This is a genomic window from Mycobacterium sp. IDUB_1, from assembly GCF_055419625.1.
Genome location: NZ_JBVAYA010000003.1, coordinates 255,744 through 274,370 on the forward strand (window position 1 = coordinate 255,744; position 18,627 = coordinate 274,370).

Annotated in this window: 17 protein-coding genes; 9 read left to right on the forward strand and 8 right to left on the reverse strand. The window is 69.5% G+C overall.

Features of this window, described 5'->3' with window-relative positions; translation table 11 throughout:
• Positions 1-7: 7 nt before the first annotated feature.
• The 4 genes from ACZYYX_RS18475 to ACZYYX_RS18490 form a co-directional block, all read right to left on the reverse strand.
• On the reverse strand, positions 8-2,206 hold the full coding sequence (locus ACZYYX_RS18475) for a malate synthase G (protein WP_463816043.1): 2,199 nt from the start codon (positions 2,204-2,206) through the stop codon (positions 8-10).
• A 68-nt stretch (positions 2,207-2,274) separates the two neighbouring features.
• A complete protein-coding gene (locus ACZYYX_RS18480) occupies positions 2,275-3,189 on the reverse strand; it encodes a 3-methyladenine DNA glycosylase (protein ID WP_463816044.1) in 915 nt (304 codons plus the stop codon).
• Positions 3,182-4,243, reverse strand: coding sequence for a hemolysin family protein (locus ACZYYX_RS18485; RefSeq protein ID WP_463816045.1), 1,062 nt, complete (start codon positions 4,241-4,243; stop codon positions 3,182-3,184). The genes ACZYYX_RS18480 and ACZYYX_RS18485 overlap by 8 nt, the downstream gene beginning before the upstream one ends.
• Positions 4,243-5,613 carry a hemolysin family protein gene (locus ACZYYX_RS18490; RefSeq protein ID WP_463816046.1) on the reverse strand — a complete coding sequence of 457 codons (1,371 nt, stop codon included), beginning with the start codon at positions 5,611-5,613 and terminating at the stop codon, positions 4,243-4,245. Before ACZYYX_RS18490 ends, ACZYYX_RS18485 begins: the two co-directional genes overlap by 1 nt.
• Before the next feature lie 381 nt (positions 5,614-5,994).
• Between ACZYYX_RS18490 and ACZYYX_RS18495 the strand changes: the two genes are divergently transcribed.
• The 3 genes from ACZYYX_RS18495 (at position 5,995) to ACZYYX_RS18505 (ending at position 9,588) form a co-directional block, all read left to right on the forward strand.
• A complete protein-coding gene (locus tag ACZYYX_RS18495) occupies positions 5,995-6,999 on the forward strand; it encodes an iron ABC transporter substrate-binding protein (protein WP_463816047.1) in 1,005 nt (334 codons plus the stop codon).
• A gap of 143 nt (positions 7,000-7,142) precedes the next feature.
• Positions 7,143-8,528, forward strand: coding sequence for an ABC transporter permease (locus ACZYYX_RS18500; protein WP_463816505.1), 1,386 nt, complete (start codon positions 7,143-7,145; stop codon positions 8,526-8,528).
• Entirely contained in the window at positions 8,521-9,588 is a 1,068-nt protein-coding gene (locus ACZYYX_RS18505; protein WP_463816048.1) for an ABC transporter ATP-binding protein, read from the forward strand. The genes ACZYYX_RS18500 and ACZYYX_RS18505 overlap by 8 nt, the downstream gene beginning before the upstream one ends.
• On the opposite strand, the gene ACZYYX_RS18510 is transcribed toward ACZYYX_RS18505, so the two are convergent.
• The 4 genes from ACZYYX_RS18510 to ACZYYX_RS18525 all read right to left on the reverse strand — a co-directional run bounded on the left by ACZYYX_RS18510 (position 9,541) and on the right by ACZYYX_RS18525 (position 13,956).
• The gene (locus ACZYYX_RS18510; RefSeq protein ID WP_463816049.1) at positions 9,541-10,986 is read right to left on the reverse strand and encodes a GuaB1 family IMP dehydrogenase-related protein; all 1,446 of its coding nucleotides are present in this window, start codon (positions 10,984-10,986) and stop codon (positions 9,541-9,543) included. The genes ACZYYX_RS18505 and ACZYYX_RS18510 overlap by 48 nt on opposite strands.
• Before the next feature lie 98 nt (positions 10,987-11,084).
• Positions 11,085-12,545 carry an NADP-dependent phosphogluconate dehydrogenase gene (gndA, locus tag ACZYYX_RS18515; protein ID WP_463816050.1) on the reverse strand — a complete coding sequence of 487 codons (1,461 nt, stop codon included), beginning with the start codon at positions 12,543-12,545 and terminating at the stop codon, positions 11,085-11,087.
• Positions 12,546-12,589: 44 nt separating this feature from the next.
• On the reverse strand, positions 12,590-13,525 hold the full coding sequence (locus ACZYYX_RS18520) for a M56 family metallopeptidase (protein WP_463816051.1): 936 nt from the start codon (positions 13,523-13,525) through the stop codon (positions 12,590-12,592).
• A 14-nt stretch (positions 13,526-13,539) separates the two neighbouring features.
• Complete coding sequence (locus ACZYYX_RS18525) at positions 13,540-13,956, reverse strand: BlaI/MecI/CopY family transcriptional regulator (RefSeq protein ID WP_463816052.1); 417 nt, start codon at positions 13,954-13,956, stop codon at positions 13,540-13,542.
• Between the two features lie 210 nt (positions 13,957-14,166).
• On the opposite strand from ACZYYX_RS18525, the gene ACZYYX_RS18530 reads away from it, so the two are divergent.
• From ACZYYX_RS18530 to ACZYYX_RS18555, 6 genes are all read left to right on the forward strand, one after another.
• Positions 14,167-14,928 carry an iron reductase gene (locus ACZYYX_RS18530; RefSeq protein ID WP_463816053.1) on the forward strand — a complete coding sequence of 254 codons (762 nt, stop codon included), beginning with the start codon at positions 14,167-14,169 and terminating at the stop codon, positions 14,926-14,928.
• Between the two features lie 153 nt (positions 14,929-15,081).
• Entirely contained in the window at positions 15,082-15,492 is a 411-nt protein-coding gene (locus ACZYYX_RS18535; RefSeq protein WP_463816054.1) for a PaaI family thioesterase, read from the forward strand.
• Between the two features lie 52 nt (positions 15,493-15,544).
• Positions 15,545-15,847 (forward strand): urease subunit gamma, encoded by a 303-nt coding sequence (locus ACZYYX_RS18540; protein WP_463816055.1) that lies wholly within the window; start codon positions 15,545-15,547, stop codon positions 15,845-15,847.
• The gene (locus tag ACZYYX_RS18545; RefSeq protein WP_463816056.1) at positions 15,844-16,158 is read left to right on the forward strand and encodes an urease subunit beta; all 315 of its coding nucleotides are present in this window, start codon (positions 15,844-15,846) and stop codon (positions 16,156-16,158) included. Before ACZYYX_RS18540 ends, ACZYYX_RS18545 begins: the two co-directional genes overlap by 4 nt.
• Before the next feature lie 101 nt (positions 16,159-16,259).
• Entirely contained in the window at positions 16,260-17,981 is a 1,722-nt protein-coding gene (locus ACZYYX_RS18550) for an urease subunit alpha (protein WP_463816057.1), read from the forward strand.
• On the forward strand, positions 17,981-18,619 hold the full coding sequence (locus ACZYYX_RS18555) for an urease accessory protein UreF (RefSeq protein ID WP_463816058.1): 639 nt from the start codon (positions 17,981-17,983) through the stop codon (positions 18,617-18,619). Before ACZYYX_RS18550 ends, ACZYYX_RS18555 begins: the two co-directional genes overlap by 1 nt.
• Positions 18,620-18,627: the final 8 nt, after the last annotated feature.

The following is an 18,627-nucleotide window of genomic DNA, read 5'->3' on the forward strand; positions in this document are numbered from 1 at the left end:
GTCGGGATCAGTGCGCGTTGGCGGCTTTGAACTCGCGCCGGCGGCGATGCAGGATCGGCTCGGTGTAGCCGTTGGGTTGCGCGCCGCCCTCGAGGATCAGCTCCTGCGCCGCCTGGAACGCGATGCTGCCCTCGGGGTCGGGCGCCATCGGCCGGAAGTCGGGATCGTCGGCGTTCTGCTCGTCGACCACGGCGGCCATCCGCCGCAGGCTGGCCTTGACGTCGTCGGCGGTGATCACACCGTGGCGCAACCAGTTCGCCAGCAGCTGGCTGGAGATCCGCAGCGTCGCGCGATCTTCCATCAGCGCGACGTCATGGATGTCGGGCACCTTGGAGCAGCCGACGCCGGCATCGATCCAGCGCACGACGTAGCCGAGGATCGACTGACAGTTGTTGTCGACTTCTTCGCGGATCTCGTCGGATGCCCACGCGAGCTCCTTGGCCAGCGGGATCGTCAGCAGTTCGTCCGCGGTCGCGCGCCTCGTGCCTTCGAGTTCCTTCTGCACCTCGAACACGTCCACCGCGTGGTAATGCATGGCATGCAGGGTCGCTGCCGTCGGCGAGGGCACCCAGGCGGTGGTGGCGCCGGCCTTGGGCTGGCCGATCTTCTGCTCGACCATGTCGGCCATCAGCTCGGTCATGGCCCACATGCCCTTGCCGATCTGCGCCTTGCCCGAGAAGCCGGTCTCCAGACCGATGTCGACGTTCTGGTTCTCGTACGCCGAGATCCACGCGGTCGACTTCATCGCACCCTTGCGGATCATCGGGCCCGCCTCCATGGACGTGTGGATCTCGTCGCCCGTGCGGTCCAGGAAGCCGGTGTTGATGAAGACCACGCGGTCGGCGGCGGCTTTGATGCAGGCCTTGAGGTTCAGCGTGGTGCGCCGTTCCTCGTCCATGATGCCGACCTTGATGGTGTTCTGCGGCAAGCCGAGCACGTCCTCGACCCGGCTGAACAGCTCGCAGGTGAAGGCGACCTCGTCAGGCCCGTGCATCTTGGGCTTCACGATGTAGATCGACCCGGTGCGGCTGTTGAGCAGCGGGCCATGAGAGGTGGAGCCGTCGTCTCCGGCCTTCAACCCGTGGATCCCGATGAGGCTGGTGAACAGCGCGTCCTGGATACCCTCGGGCACCTCGGCACCGTCAGAGTCGGTGATTGCGTCGTTGGTCATCAGATGGCCGACGTTGCGCACGAACAGCAGGCTGCGACCGGGCAGCGTGATCTGCTCGCCGTCCGGACCGGTGAAGGTGCGGTCGTCGTTGAGCACGCGGGTGAAAGTCTTGCCACCCTTGCTGACTTCTTCGGACAGATCGCCGCGGTTCAGCCCGAGCCAGTTCCGATAGCCCAGCACCTTGTCGTCGGCGTCGACGGCAGCCACGGAGTCCTCGAAATCCATGATCGTGGTGATCGCCGATTCGAGCACGACGTCCTTGATCCCGGCCTTGTCGGTCGACCCGATGGGGGAGTCGGCGTCGATGAGGATCTCGATGTGCAGGCCATTGTTGATCAGCAGCACCGCCGTCGGAGCGTCCGGCTCACCGAGGTAGCCGGTGAACTGCGCCGGGTCCTCCAACCCGACGGTTCCGCCGTCGTCCAGGCGGGCGGTCACCGCACCGTCGGCGATCGCCAGCCCGGCGATGTCGGCCCACGAGCCCTCCGCCAGCGGCGCGGCACCGTCGAGGAACGTGCGGGCGTAGGCAATGACCTTGTCGCCGCGCACGGGGTTGTAGGAGCCGCCGGGCTCCGCGCCGTCATCGGTCGAGATCACGTCGGTGCCGTACAGCGCGTCGTACAGCGAGCCCCACCGGGCGTTCGCCGCGTTGAGGGCAAAGCGTGCGTTGAGCACCGGCACCACCAGCTGGGGACCGGCGGTGCTGGTGATCTCGTCGTCGACGCCGGCGGTGGTGATCGAGAAGTCGCCCGGCTCGGGTTCGAGGTAGCCGATGTCGGTGAGGAACTGCTTGTACTCCTCGGGGTCGAAACCGCCGATGATGCGGGCGCGATGCCACCGGTCGATCTGGGCCTGCAGCTCGTCACGGCGAGCCAACAGTTCCTGGTTCTTGGGGGTGAGGTCGGCGACCACCTTGTCGACGCCTGACCAGAACGTGTCGGGATCGATTCCGGTACCCGCGAGCGCCTCGTTGGTGATGAAGTCGTACAGCACCGGGGCGACGCGCAGGTTACCCACCGTCACACGTTCGGTCATGATTCCTCCCTCGGCGGCATACACGCGTCGAGACGCGCTCTGCCTGTCGTGAAATCCGTCGATCCAGCTTACCCGCCGGTAAACGCCCCACCCGTGCCGGTGAGCGCCACCTCGTCGGCGAGCGCGACGCAGGCGTCGACGAGGCGAGTGCGCAGCGGTGCGGCGCGCACGCTGATGTCCTCCTGCGCTGCAGCATATTGCGCTCGGCCGGCGGGTGTTTCGATCGGGATGGGGGCAAAACCGTAGTCGCGCAGGTCGTACGGGCTGGCCCTCATGTCCAGGATCCGGGCGTCGACGGCCAGAGCGAAACAATCCAGCAGCAGGGAGGATTCGATCAGAGGCCCGAGTTTGGCCGCCCACTTGTAGAGGTCCATGCCGGCATGCACGCAGCCCGGCTGCTCCTCGGCGATCTGCGTGGCCCGCGACAGCGGCCGGACGTTTCGCGGCGCTGCCGCCGGAGTGAAGAAGCGATAGGCGTCGAAGTGGCTGCAGCGCAACGGCATCGATTCGACGACGGCGTCCGTACCGGCAGCCCCCAGGCGCAGCGGCACGGCGTCGTGTCGCACCTGCTTGGTGCGATAGACCATTGCCCATTCGTGCATGCCGAAGCAGCTGAACCGCGGGGCCCGCGCCGCCGTCGCCGTGAGCAGATCCGCGATGAACCTCACGGTGTCCGAACGCGTCACCAGATGGTCACGACTGACAGTCACCCCGTCACCGCTGCGCTCGTACCCGGCCCGGGTGAGGTAGGCGTCGGCCCCCGCACCGGTCAGCACGACGCCGTAGCCGGGATGCCAGACGCGCAGATGCCGCGGGCGCAGCCGGTAGTAGGTGAACAGGAAGTCGAACACTGGGTGGGGCCGGCCGGTGTGTCGGCGCTCGACGTGTGGGGCGAGCAGGGCGTCGGCCCGCCAACGGTGGGCGTCGGCCCGGTCCTGCCAGTCGACGAGCTCAGGAGTCGGTCGGACGGCGGAATCAGACACGGTGGGTGCCGTCGCGGACCGTTCCGACCAGGTCTTCGACGAGGTCTTCGAGGGCGACCATCGCGGTGATCGTGCCGTCGGGGGCGGTGACCAGGGCGAGGTGGCTGTTGGTGCGGCGCAGCCGGGTCAGCGCATCGGGGAGCGGCATCGAGGCAGGCACCTGGGGCAGCGGGCGCACCATCGACGACTCCAGCACCATCGAATCATCGTTCGGGCCGTCTAGCAGCGGCAGCACGTCTTTGATGTGCAGGTAGCCCGCGTACGCGCCGGAGGGGTCGGCGACGGGGAAGCGGGAGTATCCGGTCTCCTTGAGGGCCTGCTCGAGCGCGCCGATCGTCGGTCCCGCCCCGGAATGTGCTGCGGGGACCGCGCGAATCTGGTGCAGCGGCAGCGCGACGTCGTTGACCACCCGATTACGGATCTGCAGGGCGCGGGTCAGCCGGGTGTGCTCCTCGGGATCGAGCAGACCCTCCGACAGCGATTCGGCGATCATGTCCGACAGCTCGACCGTCGACACCGTGACGTCCAGCTCGTCCCTCGGTTCCACACCGAACGCCCTCAGGGTCGTGTTGGCACACCAGTTGTAGAACGCGATGAACGGGCGGGCGGCACGGATCCACACCAGATAGATCGGGATCAACAGCATCGCCGTCGATTCCGGGCCGGCGATCGCGATGTTCTTCGGCACCATCTCCCCGAGTAGGACGTGCAGCGTCACGACGATGGACAGCGCCACCAAGAACGAGACGGTGTGCAGCAGCGCGATCGGGATGCCCAGCAGTTCGAACGGCTTCTCCAACAGGTGCGCCACTGCCGGTTCGGCGACGCGGCCCAACAAAATCGAACACACCGTGATGCCGAGTTGAGCGCCTGCCAGCATCAGCGACAGGTTCTCGCCTGCCCTGATCACCGTGACCGCGCTGTTCTTGCCCTGCTCGGCGAGCGCCTCGAGCCTGTCCCGACGCGCCGAGATCAGCGCGAACTCCGAGGCCACGAAGAAGGCGTTGGCGGCCAGCAGCACGAAGGTGAGCAGCACGCCGAAGACGTCACCCATCAGGCGTCCTCCCCGGTCTCGGTCGTGTCGTCCGCGCGGCCGAGCTTCGTCAGCTCCAGTTGGTCGATGCGTCGGCCGTCCATCTTCACCACGGTCGCCAGCCACCGGATCGGGTCGTCGATCGGACCATCGGGGTCGAATGCGATGAGCTCCACCGAATCTCCCTCCGCGGGAATGTGGCCGAGCTGTTCGAGGACCAAGCCGCCGATCGTCTCGTAATCGCCCTCGGGCGCGCGGAATTCGGTGTTCTCGGCGACTTCGTCGATGCGCAGCAGCCCGGAGACCTGCCAGTTGCCGCCGGCGTGGACGACATCGGGTGGCTCGACGTCGTGTTCGTCACGGACGTCGCCGACGATCTCCTCGATCAGGTCCTCGACGGTGACCATGCCTGCCGTGCCGCCGTATTCGTCGACGACCAGCGCGGTGGCCAACCCATTGGCCCGTACCTCCGACATCACGGCGTCGCCGTCGAGGGTCGAGGGCACTCGCGCCACCGACTGCACGATGTCGGACAACTTCGTGGTGGCCCGCTGGCCGTGCGGCACGGCGAACACCTGCTTGACGTGGACGACGCCGATGGTTTCGTCCAGGTCGCCGCGGATCACCGGGAAGCGGGAGTGTCCGGTGCGGACTGCTGCCTGGCTGAGGTCGAGCACGGTGTCGTCGGCGTCGAGGGTGTCGATCTTCGAGCGCGGCGTCATCAGCTCCTCGGCGGTGCGATCACCGAACTGGAGGGACCGGTCGACGAGCACCGCGGTCACGGGATCGAGCGATCCGCTCTCGGCGGAGGATCGGACGAGTGACACCAGCTCCTGCGGGGAGCGGGCGGAGCGCAACTCCTCGGCGGGCTCGATGCCGAGGCGGCGCAGGATCCAGTTCGCGGTGCCGTTGGTCAGCCGGATCAGCGGCGTGAACAGGAACGAGAACATCAGCTGCAGCGGCGCCGACCAGCGCGCGGTCCCCACGGCGCGGGCCACAGCGAGGTTCTTGGGCACGAGCTCGCCGAACACCATGGACACCGAGGTCGCGATCAGGATCGCCAGGACCAGCGCCAGCGTGGTGGCGGCGCTCTTCGGTAGGGACAGGGCCGCCAAGCCAGGTTCGATCAATCGGGCCACGACGGGTTCGGCGAGGAAGCCGGTGGCCAGGGTGGTGATCGAGATGCCGACCTGCGCCCCGGAGAGCTGAGTCGACAGTGTGCGGTGTGCGCGCTGCACCATCTGGTCGCGGCGGTTACCGGAGCGGGCGTTGGCGTCGACGGTGCTGCGTTCGAGCGCGGTCAGCGAGAACTCGGCGGCGACGAAGATCGCCGTGCCCGCGGTGAGCACCACGATCGCCAACAGCGAGAGAAGAGAGGTTGCGACGGTCACCGACGACCGCCCCGTGCGGCGTGACGCGCAGAGCCGGACCCTGGGCCCGGCCGACTAGGGGAAGGCTCGGTCTCTGCCGGCTCCCGGTCGGGCCGCTCGGCGAATGTGGCCGGCTCGGATGGGCGTCCATCCAGTGCCTGCGGCACCTGATCCCTTTCGGCGCAGTGACAAACGACATGGCAAATGAATGCCTGTCCATGCTAACTGACTCGTCCGCGCCTCCCGAGCCGGGCGATCGGTCTGGTTAGGCTCGCCTTAGATAATGGTAAGTTCACAGCCAACGATCAGGAAAGGCGGACCCCCCCGTTGTCGCTCACGCAGTCGCTCACGCAGTCGCGCACTCAGCCGCTCACTCACTCGGTCACGAAACCCTCCCGGTGGGTGGGGGCGCTCGCCACCGTCGCCGCGCTCGTGGCGTTGACAGCCTGCGGGTCGTCGAACACCTCCGATGACGCGGACAAGGTGGTCGTCTACTCGGGCCGCAGCGAGGAGTTGGTGGCCCCGTTGCTCACACAGTTCACGGACGAAACCGGCATCGAGGTGGAGGCGCGCTACGCCGGCTCCGGGGAGATGGCCGCTCAACTGATCACCGAGGGTGACAAATCCCCGGCTGATGTGTTCCTCTCCCAGGACGCCGGTGCGCTCGGCGCGGTGTCGAAGGCCGGACTGCTTGCCCCTGTCGACGCCGAGACCCTGAAGGCGGTGCCCGCGCAGTACGCGGCCGCCGACGGCACCTGGGTCGGCGTGTCCGGCCGCGCGCGTGTCGTGGTCTACAACCCGACGCTGGTGCCCACGCCGCCGGACACCATCGACGGACTGCTCGCGCCGGAGTGGAAGGGCAAGATCGCGTTCGCCCCGAGCAACGCGTCGTGGCAGGCGTTCGTCACCGGGCTGCGGGTCGTGCGTGGCGACGACGGTGCCGAGCAGTGGCTGCGCGCGTTCAAGGCCCAGGATCCCAAGCCCTATGAGAACAACGTCGCCGTACGCGACGCCGTGGACGCCGGTCAGGTGCCGCTGGGTCTGGTCAACCACTACTACCTCTACGAACTCATCGACGCCAAGGGCGCCGACGCGGTGACGGCCCAGAACAAGTTCATGGCAGCCGGCGACCCCGGCGGCCTGGTCAACGTCGCGGGTGTCGGCGTGTTGAAGGCAGCCCCGAATCCGCAAGGCGCACAACGGTTTGCGTCCTATCTCGTGGGCGAGTCCGCGCAGAAGTACTTCGCTCAGGAGACCGAGGAGTACCCGCTGGCCGCCGGCGTCGCGCCGTCGTCGCAGATGCCGCCGCTCAGTGAGCTGCAGCCTCCTGCGGTCGATCTGTCTCAGCTCGACGACATCGAGACCACGCAGGAACTCCTGGTCAAGACCGGCCTACTCACCAATTGACGGCGGGCTCGGTCCGGGCGGCCCGCCCGCCGGCGCTGCTGCTCGCCGCGGCGGCGGTGGTGGCTGCGGCGACTCTGATCCCGCTGGTCTATCTGGGTGATCGCGCGCTGTCGCGAGGTTGGACCGCCGTCGTCGACGAGGTGATGCAGCCGCGCACCGTGGCGTTGATCGGGCGGTCGGTGCTGTTGGTGGTCACCGTGACGGCAGCGTGCGTGCTGCTGGGGGTGACGCTGGCAGTCCTGCTCACCCGCACCGACCTTGCGGCGCGGCGGATCTGGAGCGTCGCACTGACGCTGCCGCTGGCGATGCCGAGTTATCTGCTGGCGTACCTGTGGGTGTCGGCAGTGCCGTCGATCGCCGGGTTCTGGGGCGCGGTGCTGGTGCTGACGCTGGTGAGCTATCCGCTGGTGCTGCTGACGACGACGGCGGCGCTGGCCCGGGTCGATCCAGCGCAGGAGGAGGTGGCCCGGTCGCTGGGCCGGGGCGGCTGGGCGGTGCTGTTCGGTGTGACGCTGCGCCAGGCGCGCGCGGCGATCGCCGCGGGTGCGCTGCTGGTGGCGCTCTACGTACTCAGCGACTTCGGGGCGGTGGCCGCGATGCGCTTCGAGGCGTTCACGTGGGTGATCTACGGCGCCTACCGCTCAGGGTTCAATCCGTCCCGGGCGGCGGTGCTGTCGCTGGTGCTGCTGGTGTTCGCGGTGGCCCTGGTGGTCGCCGAGCACGCGGCGCGCGGACGCGCGGCAGCCTCGCGCGTCGGCTCAGGCGCGCCGCGACCCGCGCCGGTCAGCCGGCTCGGCCGGTGGCAGGGGCCGGCGCTGCTCGTGCCCGTCGCGGTGCTGGCCGCCGCGGTCGTCGTGCCCGGAGCAGAGCTCGCGGACTGGCTGAGGACCGCGGGAACCCGCTGGGACGGCGAGCTGTGGATGTCGGCTCTGGGGGCGACGCTGTGGTTGTCGGCTGCCGCGGCGGTCGTGTCGACGCTCGCGGCGCTGCCGCTCGGGGTGCTGGCCGCCCGGCACCGCGACCGCGCCACACGGGCGTTGGAGGGTGCGAGCTACGTGGCCCACGGTCTACCGGCGATCGTGATCGCGATCTCGATGGTGTCGCTGGGGGTGCTGCTGCTGCGACCGATCTACCAGCGTGAACCGCTGCTGATCCTGGCCTATACGGTGTTGTTCGTGCCGTTGGCCGTCGGTTCGGTGCGTGCGGCGATCGAGTCCGCGCCCATCCGGCTGGAGGAGGTGGCACGGTCGCTGGGTCGCCCGCCGGTGCGCGCGTTCACCGCGGTGACGGCGCGGGTGGCGCTGCCGGGTATCGCGGCGGGCGCGGCGATGGTGCTGCTGACGTGCATGAAGGAGCTGCCGGTGACGCTGCTGCTGCATCCGACCGGCACCGACACACTGGCCACCAGGTTGTGGGGCTACAGCTCGGTGAGTGACTACGCCGCCGCGGCCCCCTACGCCGCCGCGCTGCTGCTCTTCGCCGCCGTGCCGACGGCGCTGCTGGGCGCGTGGAGTGTGCGCGGTGACTGACACCGTTCCCGAGCCGGAAGCCGGTGTGGCCGCGCACGGCATCGAGAAGTCCTTCGGGGCGCGGCGCGTGCTCGCCGGGGTGGATCTGGTGGTCCCCGAGGGCACGATGACCGCAGTGCTGGGCCCGTCGGGCTGCGGCAAGACGACGCTGCTGCGCATCCTCGCCGGCTTCGCCGACCCCGACGCAGGCACGGTCCGCATCGCCGGCCGGCTGGTGGCCGGTGGGTCCGCGCCGGTGCCCGTGCATCGGCGCCGCGTCGGCCTGATGCCGCAGGAGGGTGCGCTTTTCCCGCACCTCAGCGTCGGTGCCAACGTGGCGTTCGGGATGCCGCGGGGTGAGCGGACCGAGCACTGGCTCGAGGTGGTCGGCCTGGGCGGGCTCGCCGACGCCCGCCCGCACGAGATCTCCGGGGGGCAGCAGCAGCGGGTGGCGCTGGCTCGCGCGCTGGCGGCCCGGCCGCGTGTCCTGCTGCTCGACGAGCCGTTCGCGGCGCTGGACGCCGGGCTGCGCACCCGGGTTCGTGAGGACATCGCGACGATCCTGCGGGACACCGCGACGACATCGATCCTGGTCACCCACGATCAGACCGAGGCACTGTCACTGGCGGACTCGGTGGCCCTGCTCATCGACGGTTCCGTCGCTCAGCACGGCAGTTCGGCCGAGCTGTATCAACGTCCGGCCACACTCGCGGCAGCCCGATTCGTCGGCGCGACGGTGGAGGTGCCCGGCACTGCGGCGGCGGGCGTGGTCGGCACGGCGCTGGGGCCGCTGCCCGCGCTGCTGCGGGTGCCCGACGGCCCCGCGGTCGTGGTGTTGCGACCCGAGCAACTGCGCCTGGGCTCCGGTGCGCCCGCCCGGGTGACGGCGTGCCGCTTCTACGGCCCGGACACGGCCGTGGACCTCGCGCTCCCCGACGGCGCCGCGGTGCGGATGCGCACCCCCGGCCGGGTCGACGTCGCGCCCGGCGCCGATGTCACCGTCGAGGTCTGCGGGCAGGTGCTCGCCTACCCGTCACCATCCGGTCGGCAGGGGATGACCCTCGGCGAAGCCGGCGGCTGACTGCACCCCGAGCACCACCTTGTCGTGCAGTTCGGGCAATGTGCGCGCGCCGACGTAGGTGCAGGTGCTGCGCACGCCGGAGGTGATGTGGTCGAGCAGGTCCTCCACGCCGCCGCGCGCCGGGTCGAGGTTCATCCGCGAGGTCGAGATGCCCTCCTCGAACAGACCCTTGCGCGCACGGTCGAAGGCGCTGTCCGCCGCGGTGCGCGCCGCGACCGCACGCTTGGACGCCATGCCGTAGCTCTCCTTGTAGGGCCTGTCGTCGCGGTCGTGCAGCAGGTCGCCGGGGGATTCGTAGGTGCCGGCGAACCACGAGCCGATCATCACGTTCGACGCACCCGCGGCCAGCGCCAGTGCGACGTCGCGGGGATGGCGCACACCGCCGTCGGCCCACACGTGACCGCCGAGTTCCTTTGCTGCCGCGGCACATTCGACGACGGCCGAGAACTGCGGGCGACCGACGCCGGTCATCATCCTGGTCGTGCACATCGCGCCGGGACCGACGCCGACCTTGACGATCGACGCGCCCGCGGCGATCAGGTCCCGCGTGGCCTCGGCGGAGACGACGTTGCCCGCCACCAGCGGCAGCCCGAGGTCGAGTGCGGCGACGGCGGCGATCGCGTCGAGCATCTTGGCCTGGTGGCCGTGGGCGGTGTCGATGACCAGCAGGTCGGCGCCCGCGTCGGCCAGACCGCGGGCCTTGGCCGCCACGTCACCGTTGATGCCGACCGCGGCGGCGATGCGCAGCCGGCCCTGGGCGTCGAGGGCGGGGGCGTAGATGCCGGCGCGCACGGCACCGGTGCGGGTGAGCACGCCGGCCAGGGCGCCGTCACCATCGGTGAGCACCGCGACGTCGGCGCCCTTCTGCGGTGCGTGGTCGAGCAGGTCGAAGACCTTGCGCGGGTCGGTGCCCACCGGCGCGGTGACGAAGTCCGATATCGCGACGTCGCGCACTCGGGTGAAGCGGTCGACGCCGGTGCAGGCGGATTCGGTGACCAGGCCGACCGGGCGGCCGTCGGCGACGACGACAGCAGCGCCGTGCGCCCGCTTGTTGATCAGCGCGCACGCATCGGAGACGGAGTCGTCGGGGGAGAGGGTGACCGGCGTGTCGACGACGGTGTCGCGGCTCTTGACGAACTCGACGGTCTGCTGGACCACCGAGAGCGGCAGGTCCTGGGGCAGGACGACGATGCCTCCGCGGCGGGCGATGGTCTCGGCCATCCGCCGGCCGGCCACCGCGGTCATGTTGGCCACCACGACTGGGATCGTGGTGCCGGAGCCGTCGATGGTGGACAGGTCGACGTCGAAACGCGAGGCGACCTGTGTGCGGCCCGGAACGATGAAGACGTCGTTGTAGGTCAGGTCGTACGGCGGCCGGTGGCCCTCGAGGAACTTCACGCCGACGAGTCTAGTGCGGTCACTTTCCCCGGCGAGCAGACGCGAACTCGGGCTCTGGAGGCCCGAAACACGCGAGTTTGCGTCTGCTCGCGCAGGGATCAGGCCTCGATCTGGCTGCGGTCCCCACTCCAGAGCGTGTGGAAGCGCTTTGCGGGGTCAGCGTCGATGCGCCCGTAGGTGTGCGCGCCGAAGAAATCGCGCAGCCCCTGGGTCAGCGCCGCGGGCAGCCGCTCGGTGCGCAGCGCGTCGTAGTAGGACAGTGCCGACGAGAAGCCCGGGATCGGGATGCCCAGCTCGGTGGCCTTCACCACGACGCGGCGCCAGCTGTCGATGCCGGCCTCGATCGCCTCGCGGAAGTACGGCGCGGCGATCAAGGTCGGTAGATCGGGGTTCTCGTCGAACGCATCGGTGATCCGGTTGAGGAACTTGGCCCGGATGATGCAGCCGCCGCGCCAGATCCTGGCCATGTCGCCCGGGGTGATGTTCCAGTCGTACTCGGCGCTACCCGCCTGGATCTGGTTGAAGCCCTGGGCGTAGGCGATGATCTTCGACGCATACAGGGCCTTGCTGACGTCGTCGATGAATTGTTCTGCGTCAGAGGGCTTTTCGCCGAGGGCGCCGGAGGCCAGATCGCTGGTGGCCTTGCGTTGGGCGACCGATCCGGACAGGGCACGCGCGAACACCGCCTCGGCGATGCCGGTGACCGGCACGCCCAGGTCTAGCGCCGACTTGACCGTCCACCGGCCGGTGCCCTTCTGCTCGGCCTCGTCGAGGATGACGTCGACCAACGGCTTACCGGTCTCGGTGTCGGTCTGACGCAGCACGGTCGCGGTGATCTCGATCAGGAAGCTGTCCAGATCGCCGGTGTTCCAGTCGGCGAACACATCCGCGATCTCGGGTGCGCTCATGCCCAGCCCGTCACGAAGCAGCTGATAGGCCTCGCCGATGAGCTGCATGTCGGAGTACTCGATGCCGTTGTGCACCATCTTCACGAAGTGGCCCGCGCCGTCGGGGCCGATGTGGGTGCAGCACGGCACGCCGTCGACGTGGGCGGAGATCTCCTCGAGCAGCGGGCCGAGGCTCTTGTAGGACTCCGCGGGCCCGCCCGGCATGATCGACGGGCCGTTGAGCGCACCCTCCTCACCGCCACTGATGCCGGCGCCGACGAAGTGCAGGCCGCGCTCCCGGATCGCCTTCTCCCGGCGGATCGTGTCGGTGTAGAGCGCATTGCCGCCGTCGATGATGATGTCGCCTTCCTCCATCGCGTCGGCGAGCTCGTCGATCACGGCGTCGGTCGGGTCGCCGGCCTTGACCATGATGATCACGCGGCGCGGCTTCTCCAGCGCGTCGAGGAACTCCTCGATCGTCTCGCTGCGCACGAACTTTCCTTCCGAGCCGTGCTCGGCGAGCAGCGCGTCGGTCTTGGCGGTGGTGCGGTTGTGCAGCGCGACGGTGTACCCGTGATGGGCGAAGTTGCGCGCCAGATTCGACCCCATCACTGCAAGGCCGGTCACCCCGATCTGCGCGGTGCCTGTCGTCGAGCTGGCGGAGTCGGTCATGCAGGGCGCCTTTCGTTGTGCGGTTGTGTCAGGTCAGGCAAGCATCAAGCGGTGAACAGCCGGTGTAGCTCGGTGAGCCACGGCACGGCCAGCGCGATCGTCGGCACGACGAGCACCGCGGCGGCGCAGACGTACGCGCCGGCGGCGAGCGCGCGGCTGTTCGGGGCGCCGCCCAGGCGACGCACCCGCACCACCGTCGTCGGGCCGCCGGCGGCGAGCGCGCCGCGCGGCGTGTGTCCGGCGGCGCAGGCGACCAGTGCGCGCGCCAGGGGAGTGGGTCCGGTGTGGCGCACCGCGGCGTCGTCGGCGAGCGCCTCGATGAGCAGCCGCACCGCGTTCAGAGCGTGTGCGCTGCGCACGATGCGGGGGAAGGCGGCGTGCACCGCGGTGAACATCTCGAGCACGAGGTCGTGCCGCGCCCGCAGGTGTGCCCGTTCGTGCGACAGGATTGCCGAGATCTCGTTGTCCGACAGCGTGTTCAGCGCGCCCTCACTGACCACGACGCGGCTGCGCACGCCGGGCAGGCAGTAGGCCAGCGGTTGGGCGACGTCGAGGATGCGGACCCCGTGGGCGGCCATCGGCCGGGTCGGGTGTGCGCCGACGAGGTCGACGATCATCCGGTGGTGGGCGCGGCGGCGCCGCGTGGCGATGGCCACCTGCAGGACGGAAGCGACCAACCGTGCCCCGACGACCAGCGTCAGCGCGAAGACGACGATGTAAGCGGTCCACAGAGGCCACCCCAGATCGTCCAGCGCGGTGACGATCGTCGCCGTGGGCCTGCCGTCGGGACCGGGCTCGAACAGCCGGCTCGCGATCGCGATACCCGCGGAGAAGAACGACAGCACGGCGGCGAGCGCGATGGACTGCCAGAGCACGATCGCCGCGCGCGGCGCGCGTAATGGCCATGATGCGCGGGCCAGCAATGCAGGCACCGGCCCCGACAACATCAGGGCGACGATGGTGAAGGCCAGCGCGGACACGCTGTCAGTGTCTCTCAGGTGGTGCCGTGATCGCCAGCGGGTGGCCCTGCGCGGTGTTTGTCCTCGAGTTCGGCCAGTGCCCGGCGCAGCGCAGCGGCCTCGTCGGCGCCGACGCGTTCGACGAAATGCACCAGCGCCGCCTCGCGGCTCCCGGAGTCCGCGGCCTGGTCCAGGGCATCGACCATCAGTCCCGCGACCAGTTCGTCGCGCCCGTGGGTGGGGGCGTAGCGGTGAGCCCGGTCGTCGCGGTGTTGGACCACCAGGTTCTTCTTGGCCAGCCGCTGCAGCACGGTCATGATCGTCGTGTACGCGAGGTCGCGTTCCGACGACAGCGTCTCGTGGACCTGCCGCACGGTCTGCGGCTCCCCCGCGGACCACAGATGGTCCATCACGGAGCGCTCCAGCTCTCCGAGCCGTGTCAACTTCGGCATGGTCCTCTCTCCTACCGGCGGTGGTTGTGAGCCTACTACGGGATTACTACCGCGCGTCGTATCAAGTGCGACGAGCTTTTCGTTGGCAACGCCGGTCGAGCACACACCGGTGCCGGGCGGTGATGTGAGTCCGATCACGGCGACGACCTCCTGCGGAGCGGGCTTCCCTCGTGGTTATAGTAAGGCTAACCTAACTCACTGGAGGTGTCCGTGTCGGTTCTCGTCGACGATCCGCTCATCACGAGCATGACGATCAGGCGTCCGTTGCCGATCCACGCGTCCACCAGCCGGCTGCGGGAGCTCGAACCCGACAGTCCGCGGGTGTACGGCGTCGCGGTCATGGGCGACCTGTCCCGGCGCCGCTGGTGGCCGCTGGCCGAGCTGCTGACCACCGACCGCCTGCCGCGGATGTACGCAGCCGGGCTGGCCGAGATCGGGAACCCCGCCACCGTCACCCAGCAGCTTGCAGCGACGTTCGCCCACGTCGTCGTCGGTCGGGTGATTCCGCTGCTGGTCCTGGAAGGCCGGGCCTGGGACACCGGACCGGAAAACCTCTGGGTGCACGTGGATTCCGAGGGCACCATCGACTGGGTGGGCGTGGCGGATCCGACGCTGCGAGCTCTGCCCGACGATCCGGCGTTCGCCGGCCGCCGCTCCCTCCGTCGCGAGGGCATCATCGCGCTGCCCAGTGAAGCGGCATTGACGACGTGGGTGGCTCACCGCAGCCACCGGGCACTGGGTCCACTGTTCACCCGCCTCTGCGCCGAAGGCGACGGGACGCCGGTGTCGGTGATGTGGCACGCCGTCGGCGCCGCCGCAGTCAGCGCGGCGACGCAGATCCCTCTGCTGGCCGGCAGCAGTGAGGCGGTGAGCATGCGCCGCACCCAGGCCGTACTCGATGCCTTGATGAGTTTCGGTCTGCCGGTGCGCGGGGGCCACCGACCGATCGCGAGGAAGCTCTTGCTTAATTAGGGCAGCCTTGCCTATATTGATCGGGTACCACCCGGACCGCGCCGGAGTCCTGAGGGCTGCAGAGACCCCCGGTCCGACCACAGGACGGGCCCCACGCCGCATGGCGTGGGGCCCGTTCGCTCGGGTCCTGTCGGCGACGTGTAGACACGATCCGTGACTGATCTTCCCGAAGGACTCGGTGACGGCTTCGACACGGTGCTCGGCCTGCGCTACGAGGAGATGTCCTCCGACGGCGGCCGCGCGACACTCGAGATCACCGATGTACTGCTGCAGCCCTGGGGCATCGTGCACGGCGGGGTCTACTGCGCGGTCATCGAGAGCATGGCCAGCGTGTCCGGCCATGTCTGGCTGACCGAGAACGGCGGCGGGTACGTCGTCGGGGTCAACAACACCACCGACTTCCTGCGCGCCATCCGCTCGGGCACCGTGACGGCCAGGTCGACACCCATCCACCGGGGCCGGCGTCAGCAGCTGTGGCTGGTGACCATCACCGAGGGCGCCGAGGAGAGCGGGCGGCTGGTCGCCCGCGGCCAGGTGCGCCTGCAGAACATGACCGAGGAGTAGCTCCGCCCGTGTGCGCTGCTGAGCGCGGCCGGTCGTGGCAGGATCGCCGTCTATGCGCCTGACACCGCATGAACAGGAGCGGTTGTTGATCTCCTATGCCGCCGAACTCGCCCGTCGCCGCCAGGCGCGCGGCTTGCGGTTGAACCACCCCGAAGCCGTCGCGGTGATCACCGACCACATCCTCGAGGGCGCTCGCGACGGACGCACCGTCGCCGAGCTGATGGTCAGCGGACGCGCCGTGCTCGGCCGCAACGAGGTGATGGACGGGATTCCCGAGATGCTGCACGACGTCCAGGTCGAGGCGACGTTCCCCGACGGCACCAAGCTCGTCACCGTCCACGATCCGATCGCATGATCCCCGGCGAATTCGTCTTCGACGACGACGACATCGAGCTGAACGCCGGCGCGGAACGCCTCGAGCTCGACATCGTCAACACCGGTGACCGGCCGGTGCAGGTGGGCAGCCACGTTCATGTGCCGCAAGCCAATTCGGCGCTGGACTTCGACCGCGCCGCCGCTCACGGGTACCGGTTCGACATCCCGGCCGGCACCGCGATCCGCTTCGAACCGGGCATTGCACAGCGCGTGAGTCTGGTGCCGCTGCGCGGCACGCGCGAGGTGTACGGCCTGAGTCTGGACCCACCGGGCAGATTGGATGCGCGATGAGCGCTTGCGCGAAGAGCAGATCGGACGCGCAATGAGCGCTTGCGCGAAGAGCAGATCGGACGCGCGATGAGCGCTTGCGCGAAGAGCAGATGGGACGAAGCATGACGTCACTGTCCCGGGCGCGCTACGCAGCGCTCTACGGCCCGACGACGGGTGATCGCATCCGGTTGGCCGACACCGATCTGTTCGTCGAGATCACCGAGGACCGCAGTGGCGGACCCGGGTTGGCCGGCGACGAGGCGGTGTTCGGCGGCGGAAAGGTGCTGCGCGAGTCGATGGGGCAGTCCCGTGCCACCCGCGCCGACGGTGCGCCGGACACCGTGATCACCGGGGCCGTGATCCTCGACTACTGGGGAATCATCAAGGCCGACATCGGCATCCGCGACGGCCGCATCGTGGCGATCGGCAAGGCGGGCAATCCCGACATCATGTCGGGCGTCCATCCCGACCTGGTGGTCGGCCCGTCCACCGAGATCATCTCCGGCAACGGCCGCATCGTCACCGCGGGCGCGATCGACTGCCACGTCCATCTGATCTGCCCGCAGATCATGGAGGAGGCGCTCGGCGGCGGTATCACCACCATCGTCGCCGGCGGTACCGGTCCCGCGGAGGGCAGTAAGGCCACCACCGTCACGCCCGGGTCCTGGCATCTGGCCCGCATGCTGGAAGCGCTCGACAGCTGGCCGCTCAACGTCGCGCTGCTCGGCAAGGGCAACACCGTCAGTGCCGAGGCCATGTGGGAGCAATTGCGTGGCGGTGCAGCAGGGTTCAAGCTGCACGAGGACTGGGGCACCACCCCGGCGGCGATCGACGCCTGCCTGACCGTGTCCGAGGCCGCCGGCGTGCAGGCCAACATCCACACCGACACGCTCAACGAGGCCGGCTTCGTCGAGGACACGCTGGCCGCGATCAAGGGCCGGTCCATCCACGCCTACCACACCGAAGGTGCCGGCGGCGGGCACGCGCCCGACATCATCACGGTGGCGGGTAAGCCGAACGTGCTGCCCAGTTCCACCAACCCGACGCGACCGCACACGGTCAACACCCTCGACGAGCACCTCGACATGCTCATGGTGTGCCACCACCTGAATCCGAGCGTGCCCGAGGATCTGGCGTTCGCCGAGAGCCGGATTCGGCCCTCGACGATCGCAGCGGAGGATCTGCTGCACGACATCGGCGCGATCTCGATGATCGGCAGCGACGCCCAAGCCATGGGCCGCATCGGTGAGGTGGTGCTGCGGACGTGGCAGACCGCGCACGTGATGAAGCGCCGCCGCGGCTTCCTGCCCGGGGACACGCGGGCCGACAACACCCGGGCGCAGCGCTATGTCGCCAAGTACACGATCTGCCCGGCGGTCGCCCACGGCATGGACCGCGAGATCGGCTCGGTAGAGGTGGGCAAGCTCGCCGATCTGGTGCTGTGGGAGCCGGCGTTCTTCGGCGTGCGGCCGCATGCGGTGCTCAAGGGCGGGATGATCGCGTGGGCCGCCATGGGTGACGCGAACGCCTCGATCCCCACACCGCAGCCGGTGCTGCCACGCCCCATGTTCGGCGCGACGCCCACCGCCGCGGCCGCCACGTCGGTGCATTTCGTCGCGCCACAGGCGATCGAGGACGGACTGGCCGATCGTCTCGCGGTGCGCCGCCGCCTCGTCGCCGTGGAGAACGTCCGCTCGATCGGCAAAGCGCAGATGCCGCTCAACGACGCCCTGCCCGACATCCGGGTCGATCCCGACACGTTCACCGTGCACATCGACGGGGAGGTGTGGCAGGAGCAACCGGCCACGGAACTGCCGATGGCGCAACGCTTCTTCTTGTTCTGATGATCACGACGCTGCTCGCACTGGCGGATTCGCGGCTGCCCACCGGCGGCCACGTGCACTCCGGTGGGGTCGAGGAGGCGGTGACCAGCGGCCTGGTCGTCGACCTGCCCACGCTGCGGGCGTATCTGCACCGCCGCATCCGCACGACCGGCCTCGTCACAGCTTCCCTGGCGGCAGCAGTACACGGCGGCGCACTCTCCTCGGCCGCCGGCGGTTCGGGAGAAGCCGAAACCGATGCGCGCACACCGGCGCCCGCCGCTCGCGCGAGCTCACGGGCACAGGGTAGGGGACTGGTGCGGCTGGCCCGGCGCGTCTGGCCGGACACCGACTGGGCCGCACTCGGACCCACGCCGCACCTGGCGGTCGCGGCGGGCGTCGTCGGGCGTGTCAGCGGGATCGCCGCCGAGCACACCGCGCTGTCGATCGTCTACACCACGATGACGGGGTCGGCCACGGCTGCGCAGCGACTGTTGGCGTTGGATCCCGGCGACGTCGCGGCGCTGACGTTCGCGCTGGCCCCACTGTGCGAGGACACCGCGGCCGAGGCCACCCACGGTCTGGCCGACCTGTCCGATCCGCTGCTCGACGTTCTCGCCCAGCGCCACCTCGACCGTGACCGCCCCCTGTTCGCGTCCTGACCGGAAAG